This window comes from Streptomyces sp. NPDC037271 (genome assembly GCF_055603605.1).
Genome location: NZ_JBVJVN010000009.1, coordinates 101873 through 124286 on the forward strand (window position 1 = coordinate 101873; position 22414 = coordinate 124286).

Consider the following 22414-nt stretch of genomic DNA (forward strand, 5'->3'; position numbering starts at 1 on the left):
CGGGCCCGTCAGGCACGGCGCGCGGCGATCCGGCCGCGCCGCACGCCCACGCGGCGGGCCAGCCGGGCGCGCCGTTCCCGGCGCCAGGCGTGGCAGCGGCGCACGCTCCACCCGGCGAGGAGCACGGCACTGGCCAGGGGCCACACCCACGGGGCGACGGCGAGCGCGTAGAAGCCGAGCAGCACCGCACCGGCCAGGACGGCCGCGCCGAGCAGCACCGTCACGAACCGGCGCGACCGCACGAACCTCGCGGGCCGGTCGGCGGTGCGGATCAGCAGCCCGGCCAGCGACCGGTGCGGGTGGTAGGCGGGCGGCCCGATGTAGGCGGCGGTCAGCAGCTCCGCCGCGAAGACCGCGGCCGCCGCCGGGACCGTCTGCACCCACGCGGTGACGACCGCCTCCTGGGAGGCGCGGCCGAGCGCGTCGGCCAGCGCGATCACGAAGCACCAGGGCGCCGTCAGCACGGTGGCGCCGAACAGCGCCCAGGCCAGCGTCGGCGGCCGGTCCATGCGCCGCATGACGGCCACCACACCGTCCGCGTCCTCGTCCATCAGCCGCTGGACCTCCTCGTCGACCTGGCGCGAGTGCCGCTCGGCGGCCTCGCGGACGGCGTGCTCGGCGAGCAGCGCCGCCACCAGCAGCCGCAGCGGCTCGCCGTCCTCGCCGGACTCCACGAGCCGGTCGAACCAGGGCACGGGCGCGGCGAGCCGGCCCCGTACCGTGGCGGCCTCCCGCGCGAGCTGTGCCGCCGCGCGGTCGGGTTCACGGGCCAGTTCGAGGAGCCGGGCGTCCACGGCGGGGGTCCGCCTGAGGGCCCTGCGGACCCGGTCGAGTCCGCCGATGTCCGGGGCGCGGCGCAGCTCCCGCACCAGGTGCGGCCAGCGGTCCCGCAGCGCGCCCCAGCGCTCGCGCACCTCGTCCAGACCTTCCCCGCGGGGGCGCCGGGACAGGACGGTCAGGATCCCCGGTGCCCCCGTCAGGTGCCGGACCAGGGCGAGCGCCTCGGAGTCGTCCCGGCGGGCACCCCGGCTCAGCGCGCGGATGCCTTCGGCGGTCAGCGGCACGCCCCACAGGGACACCTCGCGGTACGGGCCGAGCCAGGTGATCAGCCGGGCGCCGGTCTCCGGGCCGGGGGGCTCGCGCAGCTCGCCGCGGAGCGCGGCGAGCCGCCGCAGTTCCTCGGGGCTGCGCCCGCCGGCGGTCTCGAACTGGCCGAGCCACTCCACCAGGGCGGCGCGGTCCTCGGCGTCGGCCAGCATCGCGTCCGTGGCGGACGGATGGCAGTCCAGGGCCCGGGCCAGGTGCTCCGGTTCCGTGTGCCGTTCGCCGAGGAAGTGGAAGGGCCGCAGGTCGGAGGGTGGCGGGGTGCCCGGTGCCTGCTCCCGGGTGCGGCCGGGGACCGGCGGGGACTCCCCGGCCAGCCACGCCGCGACCTCGTCCGCGCCCCAGCGGTCCTCCGGGGCGCGCGTCAGCAGCCCCTCGCACAGCCGGCGGGTCCGCCCGTCGCGGACGCCGCTGACGTCGGGATCGTGCGTGGCGATCTCCCTGAGTACCGCTTCGTCGCTGAAGAAGTCCACGGGGTGTGTCCCCAGGGCGAGTTCGGCGAGGATCATGCCGACCGCCCACCAGTCTCCGGCCTCGGAGACGGTCTGGTGGAGGGCGCCGGCCTCGGGCGCGAGGTACTTGGGCTTACCCCGCCAGGCCCGCCGCGGTCCGGGGTCCTCGTCGGGCCGGTACGCGGCGACCCCGAAGTCGACGAGCACCAGCTCCAGCGCGTTCCCGCGGCGGCTCTCGACCATGATGTTGTCCGGGGTGACGTCGCGGTGGACGATCTCCCGCTCGTGCAGCGCGGACACCGCGGCGTGCAGCTGCCGGGCCACGGCCTCGACCCGTGCGGGCGGCATGGGGCCGGGACTCCCGTCGAGGTAGGCCCGCAGGTCGGTCTCCCCGTGCGACCGGAACAGCTGGTACGGGTGGCCGTCGGCGAGCCCCGCCTCGACCAGCCGTTCCAGGTGGGGGCCGGGCTCCTCGCCGAGCAGCCGTCCCACCGCGGGGTCCGGGGCGTGCATGCGGTGGTACCACTTCAGCACCAGCGGCGCGTCACCTGCCTGAGCGTCGGCCTCCCGGACGCGCAGCACGACGGCCTGGCTGGGGCGTTCGGCGGCCCTCAGCAGCTTCACCAGGGCGAACCTCCGGGCCAGCGCCGGTGGTACGTCGTCGCGTACGGGGCGGGTTTCGGTCCGGCGGGCATCGGTGAATCCGCCGTCCGTGGGAGAAACGAAATCAGTCACCATCCGGCCTTCCGGGAAGTCGACTTCGGGGACGACCGCAATGATGGGTGCGGGGGTGGCACGACAATACCCAAGGGAATTCCGGTACGAACGTGTTCCACGGAATTACCGGGGCGCGTACCGGCGCACAAAGAGAGCGCACTCCGGACCGCTCTCCTCGCGCGCCCCCCGGATTACCATGCACCGCATGCGCACCCTTCCCCCGCACCAGGCCCTGGTCGATGAACTGAGGGCCCTCCGGCGGCCCGGCCTGCCCAGGCTCCGGCATTGCGCCCGGGAAGCGCTGCGGGACACCGCCGTCGCGGCCGGGCTGTGCGGCGGGGAGGACGACGAACTGGAGGGCATCGAGCGGCTGCTGGCGGCGGCCGTGCGCCGTCTGACGGGCGGCGGCCCGCTGCACGACGGACCGGGGTGCGATCCGCTGGCCCGGGCCGCCGCGCACACCTTCGGGCTCTTCGCCGACCGGCGCGGTGTGCCCGCGGCCGACCGGAGGAAGGCCGCGGCGGCCGTCTACGGGGTGAGCACCGAGCGGTTCCGGCGCAGCCACGAGCTGGAGGTCTTCGCCGAACTGGCGACCGGCGCACTGGCGTTGGCCCGGGAGGCCACGGCCCGTCCGGGCCGAAGCGGCCCGGGCAGCCCGAGCGGCACGGGTGACCCGACCGACTCGGGCGGCACGGCGGAGGACACCTCGTCGCGGACCGCGCCGGAACCGGCCGCGTCCCTCCTGTTCGCCGATCCGCCGCCCGCCGCCCCGGTGCCCGCGCACGTGGCGGCCCGGATCGAGATCCGGGTCTGCCCGATGGAACTCGTGCGGGACGCGGACATCCTGGTCTCCTCGGAGAACGTCTACCTCGAGATGTCCAAGATCTTCCGTCCGACCGTCTCCGCGGCGCTGCGCAGGGCCGCCGCCACCCGCAACGCCGCCGGGGAGATCGTCGACGACGTCCTGCCGCGCGAGCTGAGCACCTGGCTCCGCAGCCACGGCCGGGCCGGCCTGCCGGTGCGGCCCGGCACCGTGGTCGCCACCTCTCCCGGCGCGCTCGCCGCGCACGGCGTACGACGCATCCACCACGCCGCCGTCTCCACCCCCGTGGAAGACGGTGACCGCTACCACGTCGCACCCGCCGCACTGGCCGAGGCCGTGCAGGCCTCGTTCGCGCTCGCCCGGGAGGAGCGCGCGACCCTCTCCCTGCCCCTGTCCACCATCTGCTTCCCCCTGATCGGCGCGGGTCGCGGCGGCCTGCCCGCCCCGACCGCCGCCCGCTGGCTGCTGTGGGCCGTCCGGCGCGAACTGCGCGAGGACACCACCTGGTCGGTGCGTCTCGTGACACGCCGACCGGACCACGCCGACGTGCTCAGGGCCGCCAGCTCGGATCGCTGAGCGACACTCCCGCTCTCTTCGACCGCCTTTCCAGTTCCGCCAGTTCGCCGCGCAACGGCACCCCGTAGAGCCGCAGGCCCATGGCGGTCCCGGTGTCGACCACCGCCTGGAGGCGGGCGCCGGTGCTCTCCCGCTCCTGGTGCGGCGTGTAGCGGACGACGCCCAGGGGCGTGCACGGCCGGATGCGCTGGTTGGCGGAGCCCCGCCACACCAGATTCGTCGGCTCCGCCACCCGGAACCGCCCGGTGACCACGGCGTCGGCGTGCCGGAGCGCCGCGACCTGATGTTCCGTCAACTCGTCGAGTTCGTATCCCGTGTACACCAGCAGATCGGCCGCGGCGACCCCCCCGGCCCCGGCCGCCGAGCCGCCCGCCGCCTCGTCCCGCAGACCGGCCGCGCCGGCCAGCAACCCGGCCAGCGCGTCCGGCTGCTGGAGGGGCTCACCGCCACTGACCGTGAGCCCCTCCGCACCCCTTTCCAACGCCTCCCCCCACAACTCCAGCAGCGCGGAAACGGAGACGTGCGTCCCCCCTCGGGCATCCCATGTGTGCCGGGACATGCAGCCCGCGCACGCCAGGGAGCAGCCCTGGAACCAGACACCGAGACGCCTGCCCGGCCCCAGTGCCTCCAGGGGGAAGTGGGTCCCGCTGATCCGGACGTCCATGACCGCTCCTCCTCGGGTGCAGACCGCGAGTATGTCGGGCTCCGGAACCGGCCCGCAATCGTGTTCCCGCCTGTACCCGGCCGGATACCGGACGGAATCCGGTTGTTTTTCGGAGGCCCGCCGGAATGGTCGATTCCCCCTCTGTTTTCGCCTCTCCGGAGGCGATCGTTTCCGCTACTCTCTCCGTCACCGCGCCACGATCTCCACGGAGATCACGCGGGGAATGGGGGTAGCTCCAATGATCAATTCCGGCCGCACGGGCGGAACCGCCCGAAGACTGGGAATCGGAATCGTCTCGACGGCCGTCGCCCGCGGCCACGGCCGACGCGACGCACCGGGACTGCTGGACGTGCTGACGGACGTCGGGGAGGGGCGGCACTCCTCCACGGACGGCCTGCCGCCCTATGTGCTGGGCGTGCGGGCGCAGGTCGTCCGCAGCACCACCCGGTTGCGTTCGCGCATGCTGCTCGGCAACCGCGCGCTGAGCGAACGGATCCAGGCGGAGTCCGTACGGGTCGTCACCCAGTACACGGTGCGCGGTGCGCCGGCACCGGCCGCCCTGGCCCGCTACGGCGAGATGGTCGGCGCCTGGCGCAACTCCGCGACCGTCTGCCGGTCCCGCGCCCAGGGCCTCGTCGACGAGGCCAACCACCTGCTGGCCTGCTACTGGGACGCCGCCTGGACACGTGCCCGCCGCTCGCGCGAGATCCCGGAGCGACGCCCCACCGGCTGGCTGCCGGGCCGGACCGAACTGGACGCCACCTGGCACCGGGTCGACGACGGCCTGCTGTCCGACCGCTGGTACGGGCCCGGCGCACCCGCGACGGCCGCCGACCCGGCGGCCGTCGCGCAGGCCCTGGCCATCCTCGACAGCCAGACAACCCGGGGCGGCGCGCTGCGCGGAACGGGCAACAGGGGATGAGTTCCCCCTCCACAAGGAAGGTCACCGTGCACTTCTCAGCACACGTGCGGCCCCGTCCGCCCCGCGGCGGCCGGCTGCTCGCCCTCATACCGGCGGCCGCCCTGGTCGCCGCCCTGGCGTCCTGCACCTCCCAGTCCGAGGCGCTCACCACACCCTGCGGAGTGGTCGTCGACGGTTCGGGCTCGGCGGGCGCGACGAAGAACGGGTTCGACGCCGAGGCGAAGCTGAAGGACGAACTGCTGCCGTTCCTCCAGGAACAGAAGTGCGGCACCGTCGACTTCGCCCCCATCACCTACACCTCCCAGATCTCGTCCTGCAAGGTGGACCGGGTCGACCTCGACCCGCCGCACGACGAGACGACGGATCAGGACAGCCAGCGGCGCCAGGCCCGCGCCCGCGCCGCCGGCGAGGCGCTCAAGGAACTGAAGTGCGCCAAAGAGGAGCGTCCCGGCTCCGACGTGTGGGGCGCGCTCGACCGCATCGCCTCGGTGATGCCCTCCGACGGCCCTAAGGCCAAGCTGCTCGTGGTGAGCGACTTCGAGCAGTCCGACCCCGAGTTCTCGATCGGCGAGGCCGACCTCACGACGCAGGCGGGGCGGGACAAGGCCATTGCCTCCCTGGTCAAGGGACGCGGCCTGCCCGCCATCGACGGAATGGGCGTCTACCCCGTCGGCTTCGGCATGAAGTACGGGGACCGGGCCAGCGAGTACGAGGGGTTCGAGAAGTTCTGGATGGAGGTCCTGGAAGAGAGGGCGAAGGCCGATGTCCACAACGAATACCAGTGAGCCGCGCCGCCAGCGGCGCGGTCGGCTGAGCCTGCCGGCACCCCGCAGAGCGGACCGGCCGAGCGGTGTCCGCGGCCGCGGCGGTGTGCCCGTACCGCGGCCCGACGGTTCCGCCGTCCTCGACGACCGGGCCGAGCGGCGACTGCTGCGGACCGCGAGCGCCATGGGCGGCAAGGCGGCCAAGCGGGGAGTGCTCGACCCCTGGGTGCTGCAGAGCGGGGACCGCGTCCCCTACTTCGCCGAACTCGCCTCCGTGCGGGACCGGGTGATCGGAAGGATCGGTGAACAGGCCGGGCTCACCGAGGAACAGGAGAAGCTCCACGACGCCCGCGCGGAGTCCGAGGTCACCAAGTGCACGGCGGACACGACGCTGCTCGACCACCGTCTGCGCGAGGCGGAGGAGCAGATCGCCACCGCCAAGGAACAACTGGACATCCTCGCCCGGCGCACCACCCGCTGGAACCGCTTCCGCGACGCCATCCGCGCCCGGCTGGAGGCCCGGTGGATGGAGCAGACCTTCCCCGCCGTCCCGTCGCCCCGCCGCGGCGGCGACGACGCCACCGCCGACGGCGGCGCCGAGGGCGACGACGGCGCCGGCCGGCCGGAGCAGACGCCCGCGGGCGTCCCCGCCCAGGCCCGGCAGACCCGTTCCGGGGAGGAGCCGGACATCCTCCAGCCGGTGCCCCGCACCGGCGAGGCACCCCGTCCCGCCGACGGTGAAGGCGACGACGGCACGGCACCGGCCCGCACGCCGTTCACCGGGGCGCGGGCCGCGGTCGGGGACGTTCCCGCCGACGCCTGGGAGGGACTGGCCAAACGGCCCGGGCTGCCCGGCTGGCTGACGTGGGTGACGCTCCTGGCGATCGTGCTGGTGGAGGCGCCCATCTACTGGGCGGCCTTCCAGCCGTTCCACGGGGTGGGCAGCGTCGACGCCGACACCCAGACCATCACGCTGGCGGCGGCCGCCGCGTTCGTCATGGTCCTGCTGCCCCACCTCGCCGGACGCATGCTGCGCTGGCGGGCCACGACCGGCGCCGTCCGCGCCTCGTGGCTGCCGTCCCTCACCCTGCTCGGGGTGTGGGTGGCGCTGACCGTCCTCTTCGGCGTCCTGCGCGCCAAGTTCGTGACGCAGAGCGAGGGCGAGACCGAACCGCCGCCGGAGGCCGAGGGATTCGCCGGCGCGGACACCGGACCGACCGCCACCCTGCTGGACCGTCTCGACCTGGCACCCCAGACGGTCACCGCGATCTTCTGCGCCCTCCTGCTGCTGTCCGGCGGGATCAGTCTCCTCCTGGGACTCTTCCGCGAACACCCCTTCCTCGACGCCTACCGGACGGCGGTGGAACGCCACGACGCACTCCTGCGGCGCCGCGAGGAGAGCGTCGCGGCGACGGAGCGGGCACGGGCCACGCGGAACACCGCCGAGGCGCGCCGGGAGGACCGCCGGCAGGCGACGGAGCAGCGGATCCGTGCCGTGCACGCGCTGTACGACGCGGCGGCGGCGGCCTACCTGAACGGCCTGGTCACCGGATCCGGCGACCCGGCGGTGACGGAGGCGGCCATGAAGCTCGCCGACACCTGGCCGCTGCTGCCGGCCGCCGGACGGCGCTGACCGCCGACCGCCTCGGGCGCCGTCGCCCGGACTGCCGCCCGACCGGGCGGCAGTCCGGGCGACGGCCTTGGACCGACTGCCACCGGCCGGGCTGCCGGCTGTGCGACCGAGCCGCCGGTGCTGCGACCGAGCCGCCGGTGCTGCGACCGAGCCGCCGGTGCTGCGACCGAGCCGCCGGTGCTGCGACCGATCTGCCGGTGCTGCGACCGGGCGATCGGCCGGAGCCCCTCGGCAGGGCCCCGTCGACGGAGCCCGTGGGCCCGGATTCCACCGGTCAGAACTCGGGCTCCGAGATCACCGCCCGCAGCGGGCCCAGCAGCCGGTTGACCTCTGCCAGGCCGGTGGCGGAGTCCAGCCGGTAGCACTCCTCCGGCCGGGACGCGAAGAGCGGTTCGGGGCACCGGTCCCCGAAGAACTGCAGGGCCTTCCGCGGCATGCAGCGCTTGGACGTCCAGCACAAGCCCTGCGTGTCCGGGCTGTTCGCCCGGATCAGCCGGACCCAGTACCGGGTCTGCGCGTACTCCATGCTCGTCACCAGCCAGTCGTCCTGCCACACGGCCGCCAGGCCCTCCGCGCTGGTGAGGTCGACCAGCGTCACGTCCGAGACCGTACGGACCGCCGAGAGCAGGTACCGGGACGCCTGTGCCCACGGAACCTGCCGGACGGCCGCCCGCTCGTCGAACTCCACCGACCTCAGCAGCACCTCCGCGAGCGCGGTCACCGGATCGAGCGCGGCGTACAGGTACGGGTACGGGTCCTTCTCGGTGGAGTCGAAGCGGCTCCCCTTGAAGTGCTCGTGCGCCGTACGGGGGTTGTACTGCCCCACGCCGTACCGGGCGTCGTGGCAGCGCCAGAGCAGGGACCCGGCCGGCAGCTCGGTGCACACCGGCTCCATAGGCACGCCCTCGGGCGGGATCTGACCGACCATCAGCCGCCCTCCACCAGTTCGGCGGCGGCCTCGACCAGGTCCTCGTCCGGCAGGGTGCCGAGCAGCTCCGCCGGGACCCCGCGCAGCCACGCGTTGCCGCCCAGCCACCAGTCGGCGGCGCCCCAGGGGTCCCGGTCGGCCCGCAGCAGCTCGTTGATCCGCCGCACGACGGGCAGCGGCTCGGCCGTGCCCGGCCTGAACTGGAACCGTGGGTAACGCGGGCCGTTCCCCGGGTCGTTGAGCCGGATCACACCGGGCGGCTCCGGCCCGCCGTCGGGCACACGGGCCAGCAGGCTCGCGTGTTCCCGCGGCGACAGGGCCGGGGCGGCGAGCAGGCGAGCGCGGGCGGAGCGTCGCAACTCCTCCGGCCCGTCCGGTGCTTCGTCCAGGATGCCGATCAGATCCGCGACGAGCGCGGCGGACGGAACGCTCGGGGCTCCGGTGGCGTACCGCCTGCCGTCGAGATGTTCCGCGACGGGATGGCCGGGCGGGAGCACCGCCAGCGCACGCACCAGCCGGCGCAGCGCGCGGGCCGTGCCCGGCACCCGGCCGGCGACGGTCTCGTCGTACAGCAGGCGCAGCGCGGCGACGACCTTCCGCCGGGATTCCTCGTCGAGTTCGCCCGGCAGCAGGCGGGCGTTCTCCTTCAGGGACACGAGCAGGTCGGTCGGGTTCACCGGATTCCCCCCTGGGCGGTCTCGGGCGGTGCGGCCGGGGCGGGATTGCCCTGGTGGACGAAGGCGGCCCAGGTCTCGGGCCGTTCGCGGAAGTCCTGGCGGAGCCGGTAGCCGGAGACGTCCGCCAGCCCGGCCACCGCGGGACGCAGGTCCGGCGGGGTGATCATCCAGCGCTGTGCGGCCCGCAGGGCGTCCGGCGGTGCGAGCCCCGCGGCGAGCCGGTCGTGCAGGACCAGCATGAGGATCTCGGAGCTGCCGTCGGGGACCCGCCACCGGGAACCGATGGCGTCGGCCGCGACCCGGTGGACCAGGACCGAGGTCACCGTCAGGGCCTCGTCGTGGTCGCGGGTGGTGAGGTCCGTCTCGCACGCGCTGCACACCACCAGCGGGCCCGGTGTCCGGGGCGGGGCGCTGCCGGACGGGGTGTCCAGCAGGGTGCTGAGGGTGAGGTCGGCGCTGACGGCGCCGTCCGCCGCGGCCGCCGGGGGCGGGGCCAGCCGCAGGGCGGAGGCGGTCGGGTCGGGCCCGGCCAGCCCGTGACAGGCGAGGTGCACCAGCGAGGCGGGAGCGTCGTCCCGCGCGCCGAGCAGCCCCAGGACCGCCTCCGGGGTGGGGGTGGTGCCGTTCGACTCGGTGAAGTGCTCGGCATCCGGGTAGTACCGCTCCTGGAGCACCTCGACCTCCTCCTCCGCCCACATCAGGTCGTGCCCGTGGAAGACCAGGGCGGGCCGTTCGGCCGGGCGCATGCGCCGCCGTGCCGACGCGCGGAGGAACTCCCGTCCCGAGGCCGCGTGCGAGACGACCGCGACCTCGCACAGCCGCACGGTGTCCGGGCCGCCGGCCCCGGCGGGCGGCCGCAGCACGGCCGCCTGCCACGGCACTACCCCCAGCTCACCGCAGGGCACCAGCACCAGCCGTACGGCGGCCTCGCGCGGCCCCTCGGCGCCGGGGGAGCCTGGGTCCGCCGGGTCGGGGGAGCGCGTGCCCTGCGGGTCGGGGGAGCCTGGGTCCGCCGGGTCGGGGGAGCGTGTGTCTCCCGGGTCGGGGGTGTCTGTGCCGTGCCCGTCGGTGGAGCGCGTGCCGTCCGGGGCGGCCTCGCGCGCACCGTCCGCGTCCGCCGGGTGACGGGTGAGCCCGAATTCGTGCAGGGCCCGTTCCCAGAGGCCGAGGTGGTCCAGAACCGGGCCCACCACGCCACCGGCCCAGTCGCACAGCGCGGTGAGCGCCGCCGACCAGGCCCGGTCCGCCCGGTCGTGTTCCTGGTGCGACACCTCCACGTCGGCCGACTCCAGCCGCTGCCGGGCCGCCCCGGCCGCCAGGAAGTCTCTCACCGGGGCCCGGCCGTCGCCGGACAGCGCCGGAGACCGGACCACGCCGACCGGCCCCTGAGGGGTGACGAGGAGCAGCGCGCCGTCCTCGGTACCGGAGCCCGGCACCAGATGGACCAGGGCGTCGACCCCGGAGCGCGCCAGACCGGCGCGCAGTGCGGTCACCGTCTCTGCCGACGGTTCGTCGGCCGGCCGCTCCCGGCCGCGCAGCAGGGCCAGCGACTCGCGCCGCAGGTCGCCGGGGAGCGAGGGCCCGCCGGGCGATCCGGACAGCAGCTCGTCGAGCGGGGAGCGGGACACCCCGTCGGCGGCCGGGACCTCGGCCGCCGACGCGGTGGTGCGCCAGCGTTCCGCGAGGTCCCGCGCGCCGAGCGCGGCCAGCCGGTCGGCGACGCCGGAGGACACCGCGGCGGCCCGGAGCACCAGCGAGCGGCCGGCCTCCAGACAGCCGACCGCTTCCTCCGGGTCACCGATCCGCAGGGCCCACAGGGCAGCCGTGCGTCCCCGGTCGGCACCCTGCCGGGCCATCCGCAGTCCGTGGCGCACCCCGGCCTGCAGCAGCACGTCGTCCGCCGTGGCCCGCAGCGCGTCCCGGGCCGCGCCCACGGCGGCGCGCAGGTCCTCGGTGGCCTCGGGAGTGCCGGGCCGCGTGCCCGCCCGGCCGGCCAGGGCCTTCGCCAGCGATCCGTGGACGGAGGCGTTGCCCGGGGCGTCCGGCGGCAGCGCCGCCCGGGCCTGCCGCAGCTCCGCCACGGCCTCGTCCAGGGCGGCCGGGTCGCCCGTGAGCTCGTACAGCGTCTCCAGCGCGATGGCGAGCGCGCTCCGTACCCGGGACTCGAAGTCGAAGGTGACTCCCGGGCCCTCGAGCGTGGACCGGGTGCGCTCGATGCCCGCGGCGAGGCGGCTCGGGTCCTTCTCCACCGTCGCGGTGAGCGCCAGCAGCGGGGCCCAGGAGGCGTCCAGCAGTTTCCGGAGTGCGGGGATGTCCACCGACTGCTCCATGACCTGCTCGAAGTGGTGCACGGCCGTGCGGACGTCCTCTGTTGTCCGGCTGAGCAGCGCCATCGCCAGAGACGCGGAGCCCAGCAGGAACGAGTGCATCACCGTCACCCACTCCTCGGCCCCGGCGAGCGCGTCGTCCAGTTCCTGGAGCTCGAGCAGTACTGACTCGACGGCGTCCAGGTCACCGCTGTCCGACGCGCGGGACAGGGCGATCTGCAGCCGCAGGAAATGGCCGCACGCGCGGAGCGTGATCGCCAGCTGGCCGCCCGGCGGACCGCCGGTCCGGTCGAGGTCGCGCAGAATCGCGTCGGCCAGTTCCTCGTCCTGGAGACTGCCCCCGGTCATCGAGGCTCCGGCGAGCATGCCGGCCGTGACGCCCGGCAGCCAGTCGGTGAGCTGGTCCGCGTCGAACTCGCCGGCCGTGAACGCCTCGTGCACGAGTTTCAGCCCGGCGTTCATGCCCGTCATGTCGCCGGTGCGGGTGGCCTGGGCCAGGTGGAGCATGGCCGCGATCATCCGGGCGGACAGCGAGGAGTCGTCCGGCCCGGTGTCCGCGCGGCCCGTCAGGGCGCCGAGGAGCTTGGGCAGCTCGGCGGGGGCCAGTGTTCCGGGGTCCTGCGCCTCGGTCAGGGCCAGGATCTCCCACAGGACGTTCATGCCGCCCGTCGGGTTCGGAGTCTGTTCCTCCGCGTCCGCCGCAGAGTCGTGCGGCAGCAGCGACGCCAGGGTGGGCAGTACGGAGTTCAGCAAACGGGGCAGGAAGGAGCCCTCGTGCCGGCCGGACCGCACCAGCCGCTCGGCCGAGGCGAACACGGCGTGCATGTCGTCGCGTCGCACCGCCTCCAGGGCGGCACCGAGCAGGAGGAAGTGTTCCCGCTGCTCAGGGTTCAGGTTCTCCGAGTCGTTCGCCGGCAGCAGTTGGAGCAGCAGCTGGGTGTCCTCCGGAAGGCCGGAGCCGCCGTACCGCTCGGGCCTGCCGGCCTCCATGGCGATGCGTACGTCGTCCAGCCGCAGACCGTCCGTGGCGTCGACCCCCGCCTCCCGCACCTCCGCTTCCAACCGCACCAGCCGCGATGCCAGCAGGGCGACGAGATCGCGGCGCGCGGTGCCGCGGCACTCCGCGTCGAGCAGCGCCGACTCGCGGGCCTCCTGCAGCAGCTCGCGAGCCCGGAGCCGGTCCTGCGGACGCTGGCCGAGGACGTACCGCGTGGCGACCAGCGTCCCGAGGCGTGCCCTGAGCCGGGCCCGGAGGAGCTCCTGGCCGACTGCCCGTTCCGACTCCTCGGCGAGCAGGGCCAGTTCGTCGATCCGGGCGTCCAGCTCCGGGCCGCTGGGGCCGCTGTGCTCCCCGGCACGGAAGGGGACGGCGCAGTCCGCCGTCCCGGCCAGGGCGGCCTCGGCGCGTGCGCGGACCGGTGAGTCGTCCGAGTGGTGCGGGGCGTGTGCGTCGTGCGCGGCGTCGTCCATCCGGTGTTCCCTCCCGTACTCATCATGCCCGTCCGTGCGATCCGGCACGGCCGGTTGGCGAGGGCCGCCGCCGCCCGACCGGAGATCGACCGATTGCCGCCCGGCAGCCGACCACTCTCCGTCCGAACCGGACGTTTCCCGGTCGTGGCCCGTCGACGCGGGGCGTCCCGTGATGTCCTGGCGGGTATCCGGGCCGACGCGTGCCCGGCAGGCACGTGGTGGTGCGAGGAGGCACACATGGCGGACGCGGACACGGGCACCGACACGGCCGGCCAGGCTCCGGCCGGTCCGGCTCCGGCCGGTCAGGCTCAGTCCGGTCCGGATCCGGCCGGCTCGACGCCGGGAGCCCGGGAGCCCGTCGCCTACCGGGAGACGACGCGGGCCGACTACGCGTCGACGTACACGGACGCCTTGGACGTCGTGCCCGTCAACCAGGAGACGCTGGTGCTCAGCGGACGGTGCCCGCGGTGCGGATGCGCGTGCACCTACCTCCACGTCCGGCGCGCGTTCCGCGGACCGTCGCGCCGCGCGGACGGCATCCCGGTCATCTGCACGTGCGAGACCGCGCATCCCGGCCGCCCGGAGGGCGAGACCGGCTGCGGCGCCTACTGGAACGTACGGCTGGAGCGCGTGTGACGGCCGGCCGGCGCGTCGTTCCCGGACCCCCGGCGACGCCCTCCGACCGCGACGCGGCCCGCCGGACCGTGGACCTGCTGGCCGCCGAACTGCCCCGCGTCCGGGAGGCCGCGTACGCCTGGCGGCACGGACTGGCCGGCCTCTTCGTCGGGCTGCTCGGCTTCGGCCTGATCAAGGGACGGACCGACGTCAGCAAACTCGCCGCGCCCTACGGTGCGTTGGTCGGCGGTGCGCTCCTGGTCTCCCTGGTGTGCGGCACGGCCGGCGCCCTCCTGCTGCTGCGCGCGGCCCACGGCGCGCCCGGCATGGTCTCCCTCGCGCCGGACACCGCACCGGCCGCCGCCCGGCTCCGGGCGGACGCGCACGTGGAGACACTGCGCGCCGTGCGTGCGCTGCGGCTGGGCGTGCTCCTCACCCTGGTCTGCGGTGCGGCGCTGGTGGGAGCGGTCGCGCTCACCTGGTACGGCCCGGTCCAGGAGGGGCCGCGGCTGCTCGTGCGGACCTCCTCGGCCGCCCATTGCGGGCAGTCCCTGCGGGTCACCGACGGCGGACTGGTACTCAAGACGGAGACGGGCGAGGTGACGGTGCGTCTGGCGGACATCGTCTCCCTGGGCCCCGTCGACGTCTGCCCGGCGGCCGGGGCGAGCCAGTGAGAGGGCCCTCGGGGCCGCACGGAGCGCACCGCGCGTCGGCCGTCCCGTCCGTGCCCGCCGCACCGCCTGCCCCGCACCGCCTGCCCCGGCCCGCCGTGGAGCTCGCGGCCGAGCTCGGCCGCGCCCGGGTCGAACGCTGTGGCCTGCTCGCCCGAGGACGCCCTGTTCAAGGAGCCTCGGGATCTTCGGGCGCGGCCATGAGCCCGTCCCCGGCCGGGCCAAGGCGCACGGCCTCGCTCGGAGGGGGAGGGGAGCCGGGTGTCACGTCACCCCGCTGTGCGCGGGGTGGCGGGAAGGCTCGTCGGTACTGGTTGGGAGAGACGCCGACGTGCTTGCGGAAGTGGTGGCGGAAGTTGTTCGCGGTGCCGAGGCCGGTGACGGTGCCGATCTGCTCGATGGGCAGGGTCGTGGATTCGAGGAGGCTGCGGGCGAGGGTGAGCCGTTCGTTGAGGAGCCACTGCAGGGGTGTGGTCCCGCCGGCGGCCTGGAGGCGGCGGTAGAACGTGCGCGGGCTCAGGGCCGCGCGCCGGGCCAGGCCCTCGATGGTCAGTGGTTCGTTCAGGTGGGCACGGGCCCATGCGAGTACCGGGGCGAGGCCGGCGTCGTCGGTCGCGGGCATCGGCATGTCGATGAACTGCGCCTGTCCGCCGGGGCGGTGGGCGGGGACGACCATGCGGCGGGCCAGCTGGTTGGAGACGTGCGCGCCGAGGTCACGGCGTACGAGGTGCAGGCACAGGTCGAGACCCGCGGTGAGCCCGGCGCTCGTCAGGACGTTGCCCTCGTCCACGTACAGGACCGAGTCGTCCACCTCCACCTTCGGGTACCGCTCGGCGAGTTGGGCCGCGTGCATCCAGTGCGCGGTGGCGCGGCGGCCGTCGAGAAGCCCCGCCTCGGCGAGCGCGAAGGCGCCGTTGCACAGGGAGACCACACGGGCCCCCGCGTCGTACGCCCGGCGCAGCGCGGTGACGAGCCCCTGCGGCAGGGGCCGGCCCTCGTCGACGCAGGCGTCGGGCACGGACGGGACGATGACGGTGTCGGCGCCCACGATGTCGTCGATGCCGTACGGGGTGCGGACCGAGAACCCGGACGGGCCCGGCCGCTCGCCCTCCGGCCCGGCGCCCCCGTCGCCGAGGCTGCACAGGCGGAAGTCGTACCAGGGATCCGCCAGGTCGGGCTGCGGCTTGCCGAAGACCGTGCACGGAATGCTCAACTCGTAGAGGTCCCAGGCGGGGACGTCGATCTCCTCGGTCACGACCACGGCGACTGAACCAACGCTCACCCCGCCAGCGTAACGGCACGATTTTGGTGGTCGCTGTCACTGCTGTCACTGTCCCGGACCGGCCCGCCCTGCGAGCGTGGTGGGACCGATGGGCGGCACTCCCAGGTGCACGGCGAACCGGGCCACGCCCACCTCGGACATCACGGAATCAGCAGGAGTTGAAGCATGTCCAGCACCAACGAACAGCAGGCCGTCACCGTCATCGGACTCGGGTCCATGGGCTCCGCACTCGCCACCGCACTGCTCGACCGGGGGCACTCCGTCACCGTGTGGAACCGCACGCCCGACAAGGCCCGCGCCCTGGTCGACCGAGGCGCTCGGCCGGCGGCCACTCCCCAGGAGGCCATTGCCGCGAGCCGGCTGACGATCCCCTGTCTCTTCGACTACGACGTGCTGCGCGGCGTGTTGGACCCCGCTGCCGGTGCCCTCGACGGCCGCGCGGTGGTCAACGTCACCTCCGGGAGCGCCGAGCAGGCCCGCGAGCTGGACGGGTGGCTGCGCTCGCACGGGGCCGACCACCTGGACGGCGGGATCATGACGACCCCGCCGGGCGTCGGCGACCCGAGCATGATGTTCCTCTACAGCGGCTCGCCGACCGTCCTCGACAGGCACCGCGGGGTTCTGGAGGCGCTGGGCGACCCGGTGTACCTCGGCACCGATCCCGGCCTCGCGTCCCTCTACGACGCGGCCCTGCTCGGGCTCATGTGGTCGACGCTGACCGGCTGGCTGCACGGGACGGCCCTGGCCGGAGCCGACGGCGTCGACGCCGCCGCGTTCACCCCCGTCGCCATCCGCTGGCTCACCGCGGTCACCGGCTTCATGACCACGTACGCGCCCCAGATCGATGCCGGGCGTTACCCGGGCGACGACGCCACCATCGACGTACAGATCGCGACCATCGAGCACCTGGTCCACGCCGCGCAGGCCCGGGGCGTCGACACCTCGCTGCCGGCGCTCCTCAAGTCGATGATGGAACGGGCAAAGGCAGCCGGCCACGGCTCCGACAGCTACGCCGGTGTGATCGAAGTCCTGCGCAAGCCGAGCGAGAGGGGCTGAGCAGAGGGCCGGGCGGCCGACGGACGGCCCGTCACACCCGGCGGCTCCCGCCGGGCGTGACGGGCCCCGGGCAGAGAGGTGCGCGTCGAGTCGCTCCTGGCCTGTTCCGGTTCATCGCCCGTCCGGAGCAGCCCGGTCTGTTCCGGTTCGCCGCCCGTCCGGGGCAGCGCCGGCGAGTGCGCTCTCGTGCCCGGCCCCGTGCCGCGCGTCGACCGCGGGCCGTGGGACCGCGCCGCACCGAAGCGCGGCGCCGGTAAATCGCTGGTGCGTCCCCGGGAGGGTGGCTAGGGTTGTGTCCGTTCCCGTGGCCGCTCTGCCGCCACTGTTCGATGTGTGTGACCGATCTGGGAGGTGTCGACCGATGGCTGTCGTTGCGATGGGCGTTGCCCGCATCCGGAAGTTCGTCAAGTCCACCTCCGTGGCCGCCGGCTGACCTCACTCCTTCCCGCGCTCGTGAGCGCGGTGCCGGGGCCACCCCTGTGAAGGGTCACCCCCTTGTCTTTCTCCTCTCTCCCGAGCTCGTTCCCGTCTTCCTCGCATCCGCTCGTGCCGTACGGCTGGGACGAGGACTGGGCCGACGCGTTCGCCCCGTACGCCGCCGAAGGGCTGCTGCCCGGCCGGGTCGTCCGGGTCGACCGCGGGCAGTGCGACGTCGTCACCGCCGGTGGAGTCCTGCGGGCCGACACCGCCTTCGTCACTCCGAACGACCCCCTGCGCGTCGTCTGCACCGGCGACTGGGCCGCCGTCGAACCGGACGGCAACCCGCGCTACGTACGGACGTACCTGCCGCGCCGTACGGCCTTCGTGCGCTCCACCTCCTCCAAGCGGTCCGAGGGGCAGATCCTCGCGGCCAACGTCGACCACGCCATCGTCGCCGTGTCGCTCGCCGCCGAACTCGACCTCGCCCGGATCGAACGCTTCCTCGCGCTCGCCTGGGAGTCCGGGGCGCAGCCCCTGGTCGTGCTCACCAAGGCCGACCTCGTCCCCGACCCGGTGACCCTGGCGCACCTCGTCCAGGACGTGGGGACCGCCGCGCCCGGCGTGCCGGTGCTGTCCGTCAGCGCCGCGCACGGGGAAGGGCTCGACGTCCTCGGCGCCGTCGTCTCCGGCGGTACGGCGGTGCTGCTCGGGCAGTCCGGCGCGGGCAAGTCCACCCTCGCCAACGCGCTGCTGGGCGAGGACGCCATGGAGGTACAGGCCATCCGGGACGTCGACGGCAAGGGCCGGCACACCACCACCACCCGCAACCTCCTCGTCATGCCCGGCGGGGGAGTGCTGATCGACACCCCCGGCCTGCGGGGCGTCGGGCTCTGGGACGCGGGGAGCGGGGTCGGGCAGGTCTTCGCCGAGATCGAGGAGCTGGCCGGCGACTGCCGGTTCCACGACTGCGCCCACGAGAGCGAGCCGGGCTGCGCCGTCGCCGCCGCCATCGACACCGGTGAGCTGTCCGTGCGGCGCCTGGAGAGCTACCGCAAGCTCATGCGGGAGAACCAGCGCATCGTCGCCAAGACCGATGCCCGGCTGCGGGCCGAGATCCGCAAGGAGTGGAAGCGCCGGGGCGCCATCGGCAAGGCGGCGATGGAGGCCAAGCGGGGCCGCGTGCGGTAGCCGTCCCGCCGAACGCCATGTCCGATTTCCGCCAGCCCGGGTCTCCGGCCTGGCGGAGACTGGACGGTGTGATGGAGACCGCGGAGCATCGGGCGCCCGAGGACAGGACCGGGCCCGAGGACAGCAGGGCGCACGGGGACGGCAGGGCGCACGGGGACGGCAGGGTGCCCGAGGACAGCAAGGCGTCCGAGGGCAGGACGGCGTCCGAGGACAGCAGGTACGAGGCCGTCCGCAGCCGGGACGCCCGGTTCGACGGTGCCTTCTTCTTCGCCGTCGAGACGACCGGCATCTACTGCCGGCCCAGCTGCCCGGCGGTCACGCCGAAGCGGCACAACGTGCGGTTCTACGCGACGGCCGCCGCCGCGCAGAGCTCGGGGTTCCGGGCCTGCCGGCGGTGCCGTCCGGACGCCGTGCCGGGCTCGGCGGACTGGAACGTCCGCGCCGACGTCGTCGGCCGGGCCATGCGGCTGATCGGCGACGGCGTCGTCGACCGCGAGGGCGTCGCCGGACTCGCCGGCCGGCTCGGATACAGCGCCCGCCACGTGCAGCGGCAGCTCACCGCCGAGCTCGGCGCCGGACCCGTGGCCCTGGCCCGCGCCCAGCGGGCGCACACCGCGCGGGTCCTGCTGCAGACCACCGGCCTGCCGGTCACCGAGATCGCGTTCGCGTCGGGGTTCGCCAGCGTGCGGCAGTTCAACGACACGGTCCGGGCCGTCTACGCGGCCACCCCGAGCGCGCTGCGCGCCGCCGCACCGGCACGCGACCGGGCCTCCCGGCGGTCGGCCACGCCCTCCGCGGGCATCCCGCTGCGGCTCGCCCACCGGGGCCCCTACCAGTCCGGGCCCGTCTTCGACCTGCTCCAGCGGGAGGCCGTCGCCGGAGTCGAGGAGATGAGCGGCCCCCCGGGCCACCGCGTCTACCGGCGCACCCTGCGCCTCCCGTACGGCACGGGGATCGTCGCCGTCGACGAACGGCCGGGCGGACCACGCACCGGCAGCGGCGGCTGGCTCGCCGCCCGCCTCCATCTCACCGACCTCCGCGACCTGACCACCGCCGTGCAACGGCTGCGCCGGCTGTTCGACCTCGACGCCGACCCGTACGCCGTCGACGAGCGACTCGGCGCCGACCCCCGGCTGGGCCCGCTGGTCGCCGCCCGCCCCGGGCTGCGCTCACCGGGCACCGCCGACCCCGACGAACTCGCCGTCCGGACCGTGGCCGGGCGGGCGGAGGCCGAGCGGCTGGTGCGGCGGTACGGCAAGACGCTGGACGCGCCGTGCGGCACCCTCACCCACCTCTTCCCCGAACCGGCCGTCCTCGCCGGGGCAGAGCCGGACGGCACCCCGGGCGCGCTCGCCGCGGCCCTCGCCGACGGCACCGTACGCCTGGACCCGGGCGCCGACCGGGACGACGCCGAGCGCGCGCTGCTCACCGTGCCCGGCCTGGACGCCCGCACGGCCGCCGTCGTGCGCACCCGCGCCCTCGGCGACCCGGACGTCGCCCCGCCCGGGCCGGCCGTGCCCGACACCTGGCGCCCCTGGCGCTCGTACGCCCTGAACCACCTGCGCGCAGCAGGAGAGTGGGAGCAGCACCGATGACGACGACCACCACGACCACGACCACCACGACCACCACGTACTGGACGGAGACCGACAGCCCCGTCGGCCGGCTGCTCCTCACCGCCGGCCCGGACGGGACGCTCACCTCCCTGTCCGTACCCGGGCAGAAGGGCGGCCGGAGCGTCCAGGACGGCTGGCGGCACGACGCGGGGCCCTTCCGGGCGGCCGAGGAGCAGCTCGCCGCCTACTTCGCCGGGGAGCTGACGGAGTTCCGGCTGCCGCTGCGCGCCGAGGGCACCGCCTTCCGGGAGCGCGTGTGGGACGCCCTGGACGCCGTGCCTTACGGGACGACCACCACCTACGGCGAGATCGCCGCGCGCATCGGGGCCTCCCGGCCCGCGGTACGCGCCGTGGGCGGCGCGATCGGCGCCAACCCGCTGCTCATCCTGCGCCCCTGCCACCGGGTGATCGGCGCCGACGGCTCCCTGACGGGGTACGCGGGAGGTCTGGAACGCAAGACGCGGCTGCTCGCCCTGGAGGGCGCCGCGCTAGCCCGCTAGCACCGCGCCCAGCCACGCCCCGGTGATCAGCAGGCAGGCGAACAGTTCCGTCAGCACGCTGGAGCCGCCCGAGCGCATCGCCGTGCGCAGCGCCGCCACCGCCTCGCCGTGCCGGCCGAGCCGCAGCCGTTCGGCGAGGTAGACGCCGCCCACGAAGCCGGGGATCGCGCCGAGCACGGGGACCAGGACGAAGCCGAGGAGGGCGCCCGCACCCGCGTACGCCGTCACCCGGCGGGTGGCGTCGTCCCCGCCCAGCCGCCGGGGCGGCAGCGTCCAGCGCACCGCCCGGGACAGGAGCAGGACGACCGTGGCGCCGACGAGCACGGCCCACGCGACAGGCCGCGGGTCCTTCAACGCCCACCACAGGACCCCGGCCCACACCAGCCACGCCCCGGGCATGCCCGGGAGCAGCACGCCGCACAGCCCGAGCAGAATGACCAGGCCGGACAGCATGAGGTCCCACGCTCCCATCTGTCCAGGGTGCCGGAGACGGGTGCGCGGCGCAGCCGCCCGGCGGAGCGGACGAGGCGGGCGGAGCGGGCGGGGCGGGTGGGGCGGGTGGGGGCCGGTGGGGCCGGTTCAGCGTTTCCGGGCCACCCAGTCCCGCTCGTACGCGTGCCAGCCCAGCTGGAGCCGGGTCGTCACCCCGGTCAGCTCCATCAGGCGCTTCACCCGCCGCTGTACGGTCCGCAGGCCCAGGTCGAGCTGTTTGGCGACGCTCGCGTCGGTCAGGCCGGCCAGCAGCAGGGAGAGGATCTCCAGGTCGGTCTCGTCGGGCCCGTCCGGTCCGTGCTCGCTGACGCCGGACGCGCCGAGCCGCAGCGGCAGCGCGTCCCGCCACACCGACTCGAACAGGCCCGACAGCAGCTCCAGCAGGCCACTGGCGTGCACGACCAGCGCGGCCGGCTCCGAGGAGCGCGCGGTGAGCGGCACCAGGGCGAGGGACCGGTCGGCGACGACCAGCTTGGTCGGCACCCGGTCCACCACCCGCACCTGCTCGTCGCGGCCCAGCGCGGCGGTCAGCTCCGTGATGCCGGTCGGCTTGTCCAGTACCGACCGCTCGACCACGACCCGGTAGCGCACCCCGCGTCCGGTGGCCTGTTCCTCCGCGTCGTTCTCCATGCCGGTGACGGCGACCGGGGTGCCGGTGACCAGCGCGCACACCTCCTCGCTCGCCGCCAGCTGGAGCTGGAAGAAGCGCTGGGCGACCGCCGCGGCGCCGGTCACCACCTCCACCAGGTCGTGCACGGCGGGTTCGGCCGCCGCCGCCCGGTACTCCTCGGCCAGCAGCGCCGCCGCCAGCTCCGCCTTCTCCAGCTCGTGCCGCTGCTGGGTGAGCAGCGCGCCCAGCGCCACTCCCGGCGGCGCGGCGACCCAGCGGCCGGGCCGGGCCGAGGACTGGGCCGCGAGCCCGTTCTGTTCCAGCCGGCGCAGGGCCCGCTCGGTGTCCTGCTCGCCGAGCGCCAGCCGACGGGCGAGATCCGGCACGTCGGCGGCGCCCACGGACACCAGCGCCCGGTACGCCGACTCGTGCGCGTCCTCCAGCCCCAGCACTCCCAGCACCAACGTCGCCCCTCCCCGAGAACAAACCCGCCATCACCCGCGCGCAGCCGCCGTGGCGGAAAACGGCCACGGCGGGAACCCGCCTGCGGACATCATCGCCGTACCGCCGGTCACTCTGCCAATGTGGCGTCGCCGGGCGGTTCTCCCGTGGGGGGTGGGACCGCTCGGCCACCCCACCTCGCACCCGCCTCGCACCATCGTTCGAGGTGTCCCCCGACACGCCGTCCGGCGCGCGCCGGTGCGCCCGGATTTTCCGGATGCACCGTTTTCATACGGCTCCGGCGGTGGACAATCAGGGGCATGAGTCAGCAGGGGGGAAGGCCCGCCGGTCATGACGACGACTGGTGGGCGCAGCTGTACGACGACTCCACCGACGACACCGGCCCCACGGCCGCACCCGATTCCGTGGACGACCGCTTCGCCTCGGCGGCGGGGACGGTGTCCGG

General features: G+C 74.9%; 18 protein-coding genes. 10 read left to right on the forward strand and 8 right to left on the reverse strand.

Annotation, left to right across the window (positions count from 1 at the left end; translation table 11 throughout):
* Positions 1–8: 8 nt before the first annotated feature.
* Entirely contained in the window at positions 9–2294 is a 2286-nt protein-coding gene (locus ACZ7G3_RS17925) for a serine/threonine protein kinase (protein WP_470926602.1), read from the reverse strand.
* A gap of 184 nt (positions 2295–2478) precedes the next feature.
* Here ACZ7G3_RS17925 and ACZ7G3_RS17930 point away from each other — a divergent pair, with 184 nt between their 5' ends.
* Positions 2479–3672, forward strand: a complete 1194-nt coding sequence (locus ACZ7G3_RS17930) for a macro domain-containing protein (RefSeq protein WP_470926603.1) — start codon at positions 2479–2481, stop codon at positions 3670–3672.
* On the opposite strand, the gene ACZ7G3_RS17935 is transcribed toward ACZ7G3_RS17930, so the two are convergent.
* Positions 3647–4336: a 4Fe-4S single cluster domain-containing protein gene (locus ACZ7G3_RS17935; RefSeq protein WP_470926605.1), complete on the reverse strand. Its 690-nt coding sequence runs from the start codon at positions 4334–4336 to the stop codon at positions 3647–3649. The two genes, ACZ7G3_RS17930 and ACZ7G3_RS17935, sit on opposite strands and share 26 nt — an antisense overlap.
* Before the next feature lie 238 nt (positions 4337–4574).
* On the opposite strand from ACZ7G3_RS17935, the gene ACZ7G3_RS17940 reads away from it, so the two are divergent.
* From ACZ7G3_RS17940 to ACZ7G3_RS17950, 3 genes are read left to right on the forward strand one after another with little or no spacing between them, the layout of a single operon-like run.
* Positions 4575–5258 carry a hypothetical protein gene (locus tag ACZ7G3_RS17940; RefSeq protein WP_470926606.1) on the forward strand — a complete coding sequence of 228 codons (684 nt, stop codon included), beginning with the start codon at positions 4575–4577 and terminating at the stop codon, positions 5256–5258.
* A 26-nt stretch (positions 5259–5284) separates the two neighbouring features.
* The gene (locus ACZ7G3_RS17945; protein WP_470926608.1) at positions 5285–6043 is read left to right on the forward strand and encodes a hypothetical protein; all 759 of its coding nucleotides are present in this window, start codon (positions 5285–5287) and stop codon (positions 6041–6043) included.
* Positions 6021–7655 (forward strand): hypothetical protein, encoded by a 1635-nt coding sequence (locus tag ACZ7G3_RS17950; RefSeq protein WP_470926610.1) that lies wholly within the window; start codon positions 6021–6023, stop codon positions 7653–7655. The genes ACZ7G3_RS17945 and ACZ7G3_RS17950 overlap by 23 nt, the downstream gene beginning before the upstream one ends.
* A gap of 274 nt (positions 7656–7929) precedes the next feature.
* Here ACZ7G3_RS17950 and ACZ7G3_RS17955 read toward each other — a convergent pair whose 3' ends face one another.
* The 3 genes from ACZ7G3_RS17955 to ACZ7G3_RS17965 are packed head-to-tail and all read right to left on the reverse strand — an operon-like array spanning position 7930 to position 13057.
* Positions 7930–8583 (reverse strand): RES family NAD+ phosphorylase, encoded by a 654-nt coding sequence (locus ACZ7G3_RS17955; RefSeq protein WP_426599357.1) that lies wholly within the window; start codon positions 8581–8583, stop codon positions 7930–7932.
* Positions 8583–9260: a hypothetical protein gene (locus tag ACZ7G3_RS17960; protein ID WP_470926611.1), complete on the reverse strand. Its 678-nt coding sequence runs from the start codon at positions 9258–9260 to the stop codon at positions 8583–8585. Before ACZ7G3_RS17960 ends, ACZ7G3_RS17955 begins: the two co-directional genes overlap by 1 nt.
* Positions 9257–13057, reverse strand: coding sequence for a CHAT domain-containing protein (locus tag ACZ7G3_RS17965; protein WP_470926613.1), 3801 nt, complete (start codon positions 13055–13057; stop codon positions 9257–9259). Before ACZ7G3_RS17965 ends, ACZ7G3_RS17960 begins: the two co-directional genes overlap by 4 nt.
* Before the next feature lie 237 nt (positions 13058–13294).
* On the opposite strand from ACZ7G3_RS17965, the gene ACZ7G3_RS17970 reads away from it, so the two are divergent.
* Both ACZ7G3_RS17970 and ACZ7G3_RS17975 read left to right on the forward strand, forming a co-directional pair.
* Positions 13295–13693, forward strand: coding sequence for a hypothetical protein (locus ACZ7G3_RS17970; protein ID WP_470926614.1), 399 nt, complete (start codon positions 13295–13297; stop codon positions 13691–13693).
* Positions 13690–14346 carry a hypothetical protein gene (locus ACZ7G3_RS17975; protein WP_470926615.1) on the forward strand — a complete coding sequence of 219 codons (657 nt, stop codon included), beginning with the start codon at positions 13690–13692 and terminating at the stop codon, positions 14344–14346. The genes ACZ7G3_RS17970 and ACZ7G3_RS17975 overlap by 4 nt, the downstream gene beginning before the upstream one ends.
* Positions 14347–14512: 166 nt before the next feature.
* Here ACZ7G3_RS17975 and ACZ7G3_RS17980 read toward each other — a convergent pair whose 3' ends face one another.
* Positions 14513–15604 carry a GlxA family transcriptional regulator gene (locus ACZ7G3_RS17980; protein WP_470926804.1) on the reverse strand — a complete coding sequence of 364 codons (1092 nt, stop codon included), beginning with the start codon at positions 15602–15604 and terminating at the stop codon, positions 14513–14515.
* 186 nt (positions 15605–15790) lie between these two features.
* On the opposite strand from ACZ7G3_RS17980, the gene ACZ7G3_RS17985 reads away from it, so the two are divergent.
* From ACZ7G3_RS17985 to ACZ7G3_RS18000, 4 genes are all read left to right on the forward strand, one after another.
* On the forward strand, positions 15791–16681 hold the full coding sequence (locus tag ACZ7G3_RS17985; RefSeq protein ID WP_470926617.1) for an NAD(P)-dependent oxidoreductase: 891 nt from the start codon (positions 15791–15793) through the stop codon (positions 16679–16681).
* Between the two features lie 495 nt (positions 16682–17176).
* Positions 17177–18289, forward strand: coding sequence for a ribosome small subunit-dependent GTPase A (gene rsgA / locus ACZ7G3_RS17990; RefSeq protein WP_470926619.1), 1113 nt, complete (start codon positions 17177–17179; stop codon positions 18287–18289).
* A 71-nt stretch (positions 18290–18360) separates the two neighbouring features.
* Positions 18361–19884: a DNA-3-methyladenine glycosylase 2 family protein gene (locus tag ACZ7G3_RS17995; protein ID WP_470926806.1), complete on the forward strand. Its 1524-nt coding sequence runs from the start codon at positions 18361–18363 to the stop codon at positions 19882–19884.
* Positions 19881–20405 carry a methylated-DNA--[protein]-cysteine S-methyltransferase gene (locus ACZ7G3_RS18000; protein WP_470926621.1) on the forward strand — a complete coding sequence of 175 codons (525 nt, stop codon included), beginning with the start codon at positions 19881–19883 and terminating at the stop codon, positions 20403–20405. The genes ACZ7G3_RS17995 and ACZ7G3_RS18000 overlap by 4 nt, the downstream gene beginning before the upstream one ends.
* Here ACZ7G3_RS18000 and ACZ7G3_RS18005 read toward each other — a convergent pair.
* Both ACZ7G3_RS18005 and ACZ7G3_RS18010 read right to left on the reverse strand, forming a co-directional pair.
* On the reverse strand, positions 20394–20876 hold the full coding sequence (locus ACZ7G3_RS18005) for a DUF456 domain-containing protein (RefSeq protein WP_470926622.1): 483 nt from the start codon (positions 20874–20876) through the stop codon (positions 20394–20396). The genes ACZ7G3_RS18000 and ACZ7G3_RS18005 overlap by 12 nt on opposite strands.
* Before the next feature lie 108 nt (positions 20877–20984).
* Complete coding sequence (locus tag ACZ7G3_RS18010; RefSeq protein WP_426599348.1) at positions 20985–21968, reverse strand: helix-turn-helix domain-containing protein; 984 nt, start codon at positions 21966–21968, stop codon at positions 20985–20987.
* Positions 21969–22414: the final 446 nt, after the last annotated feature.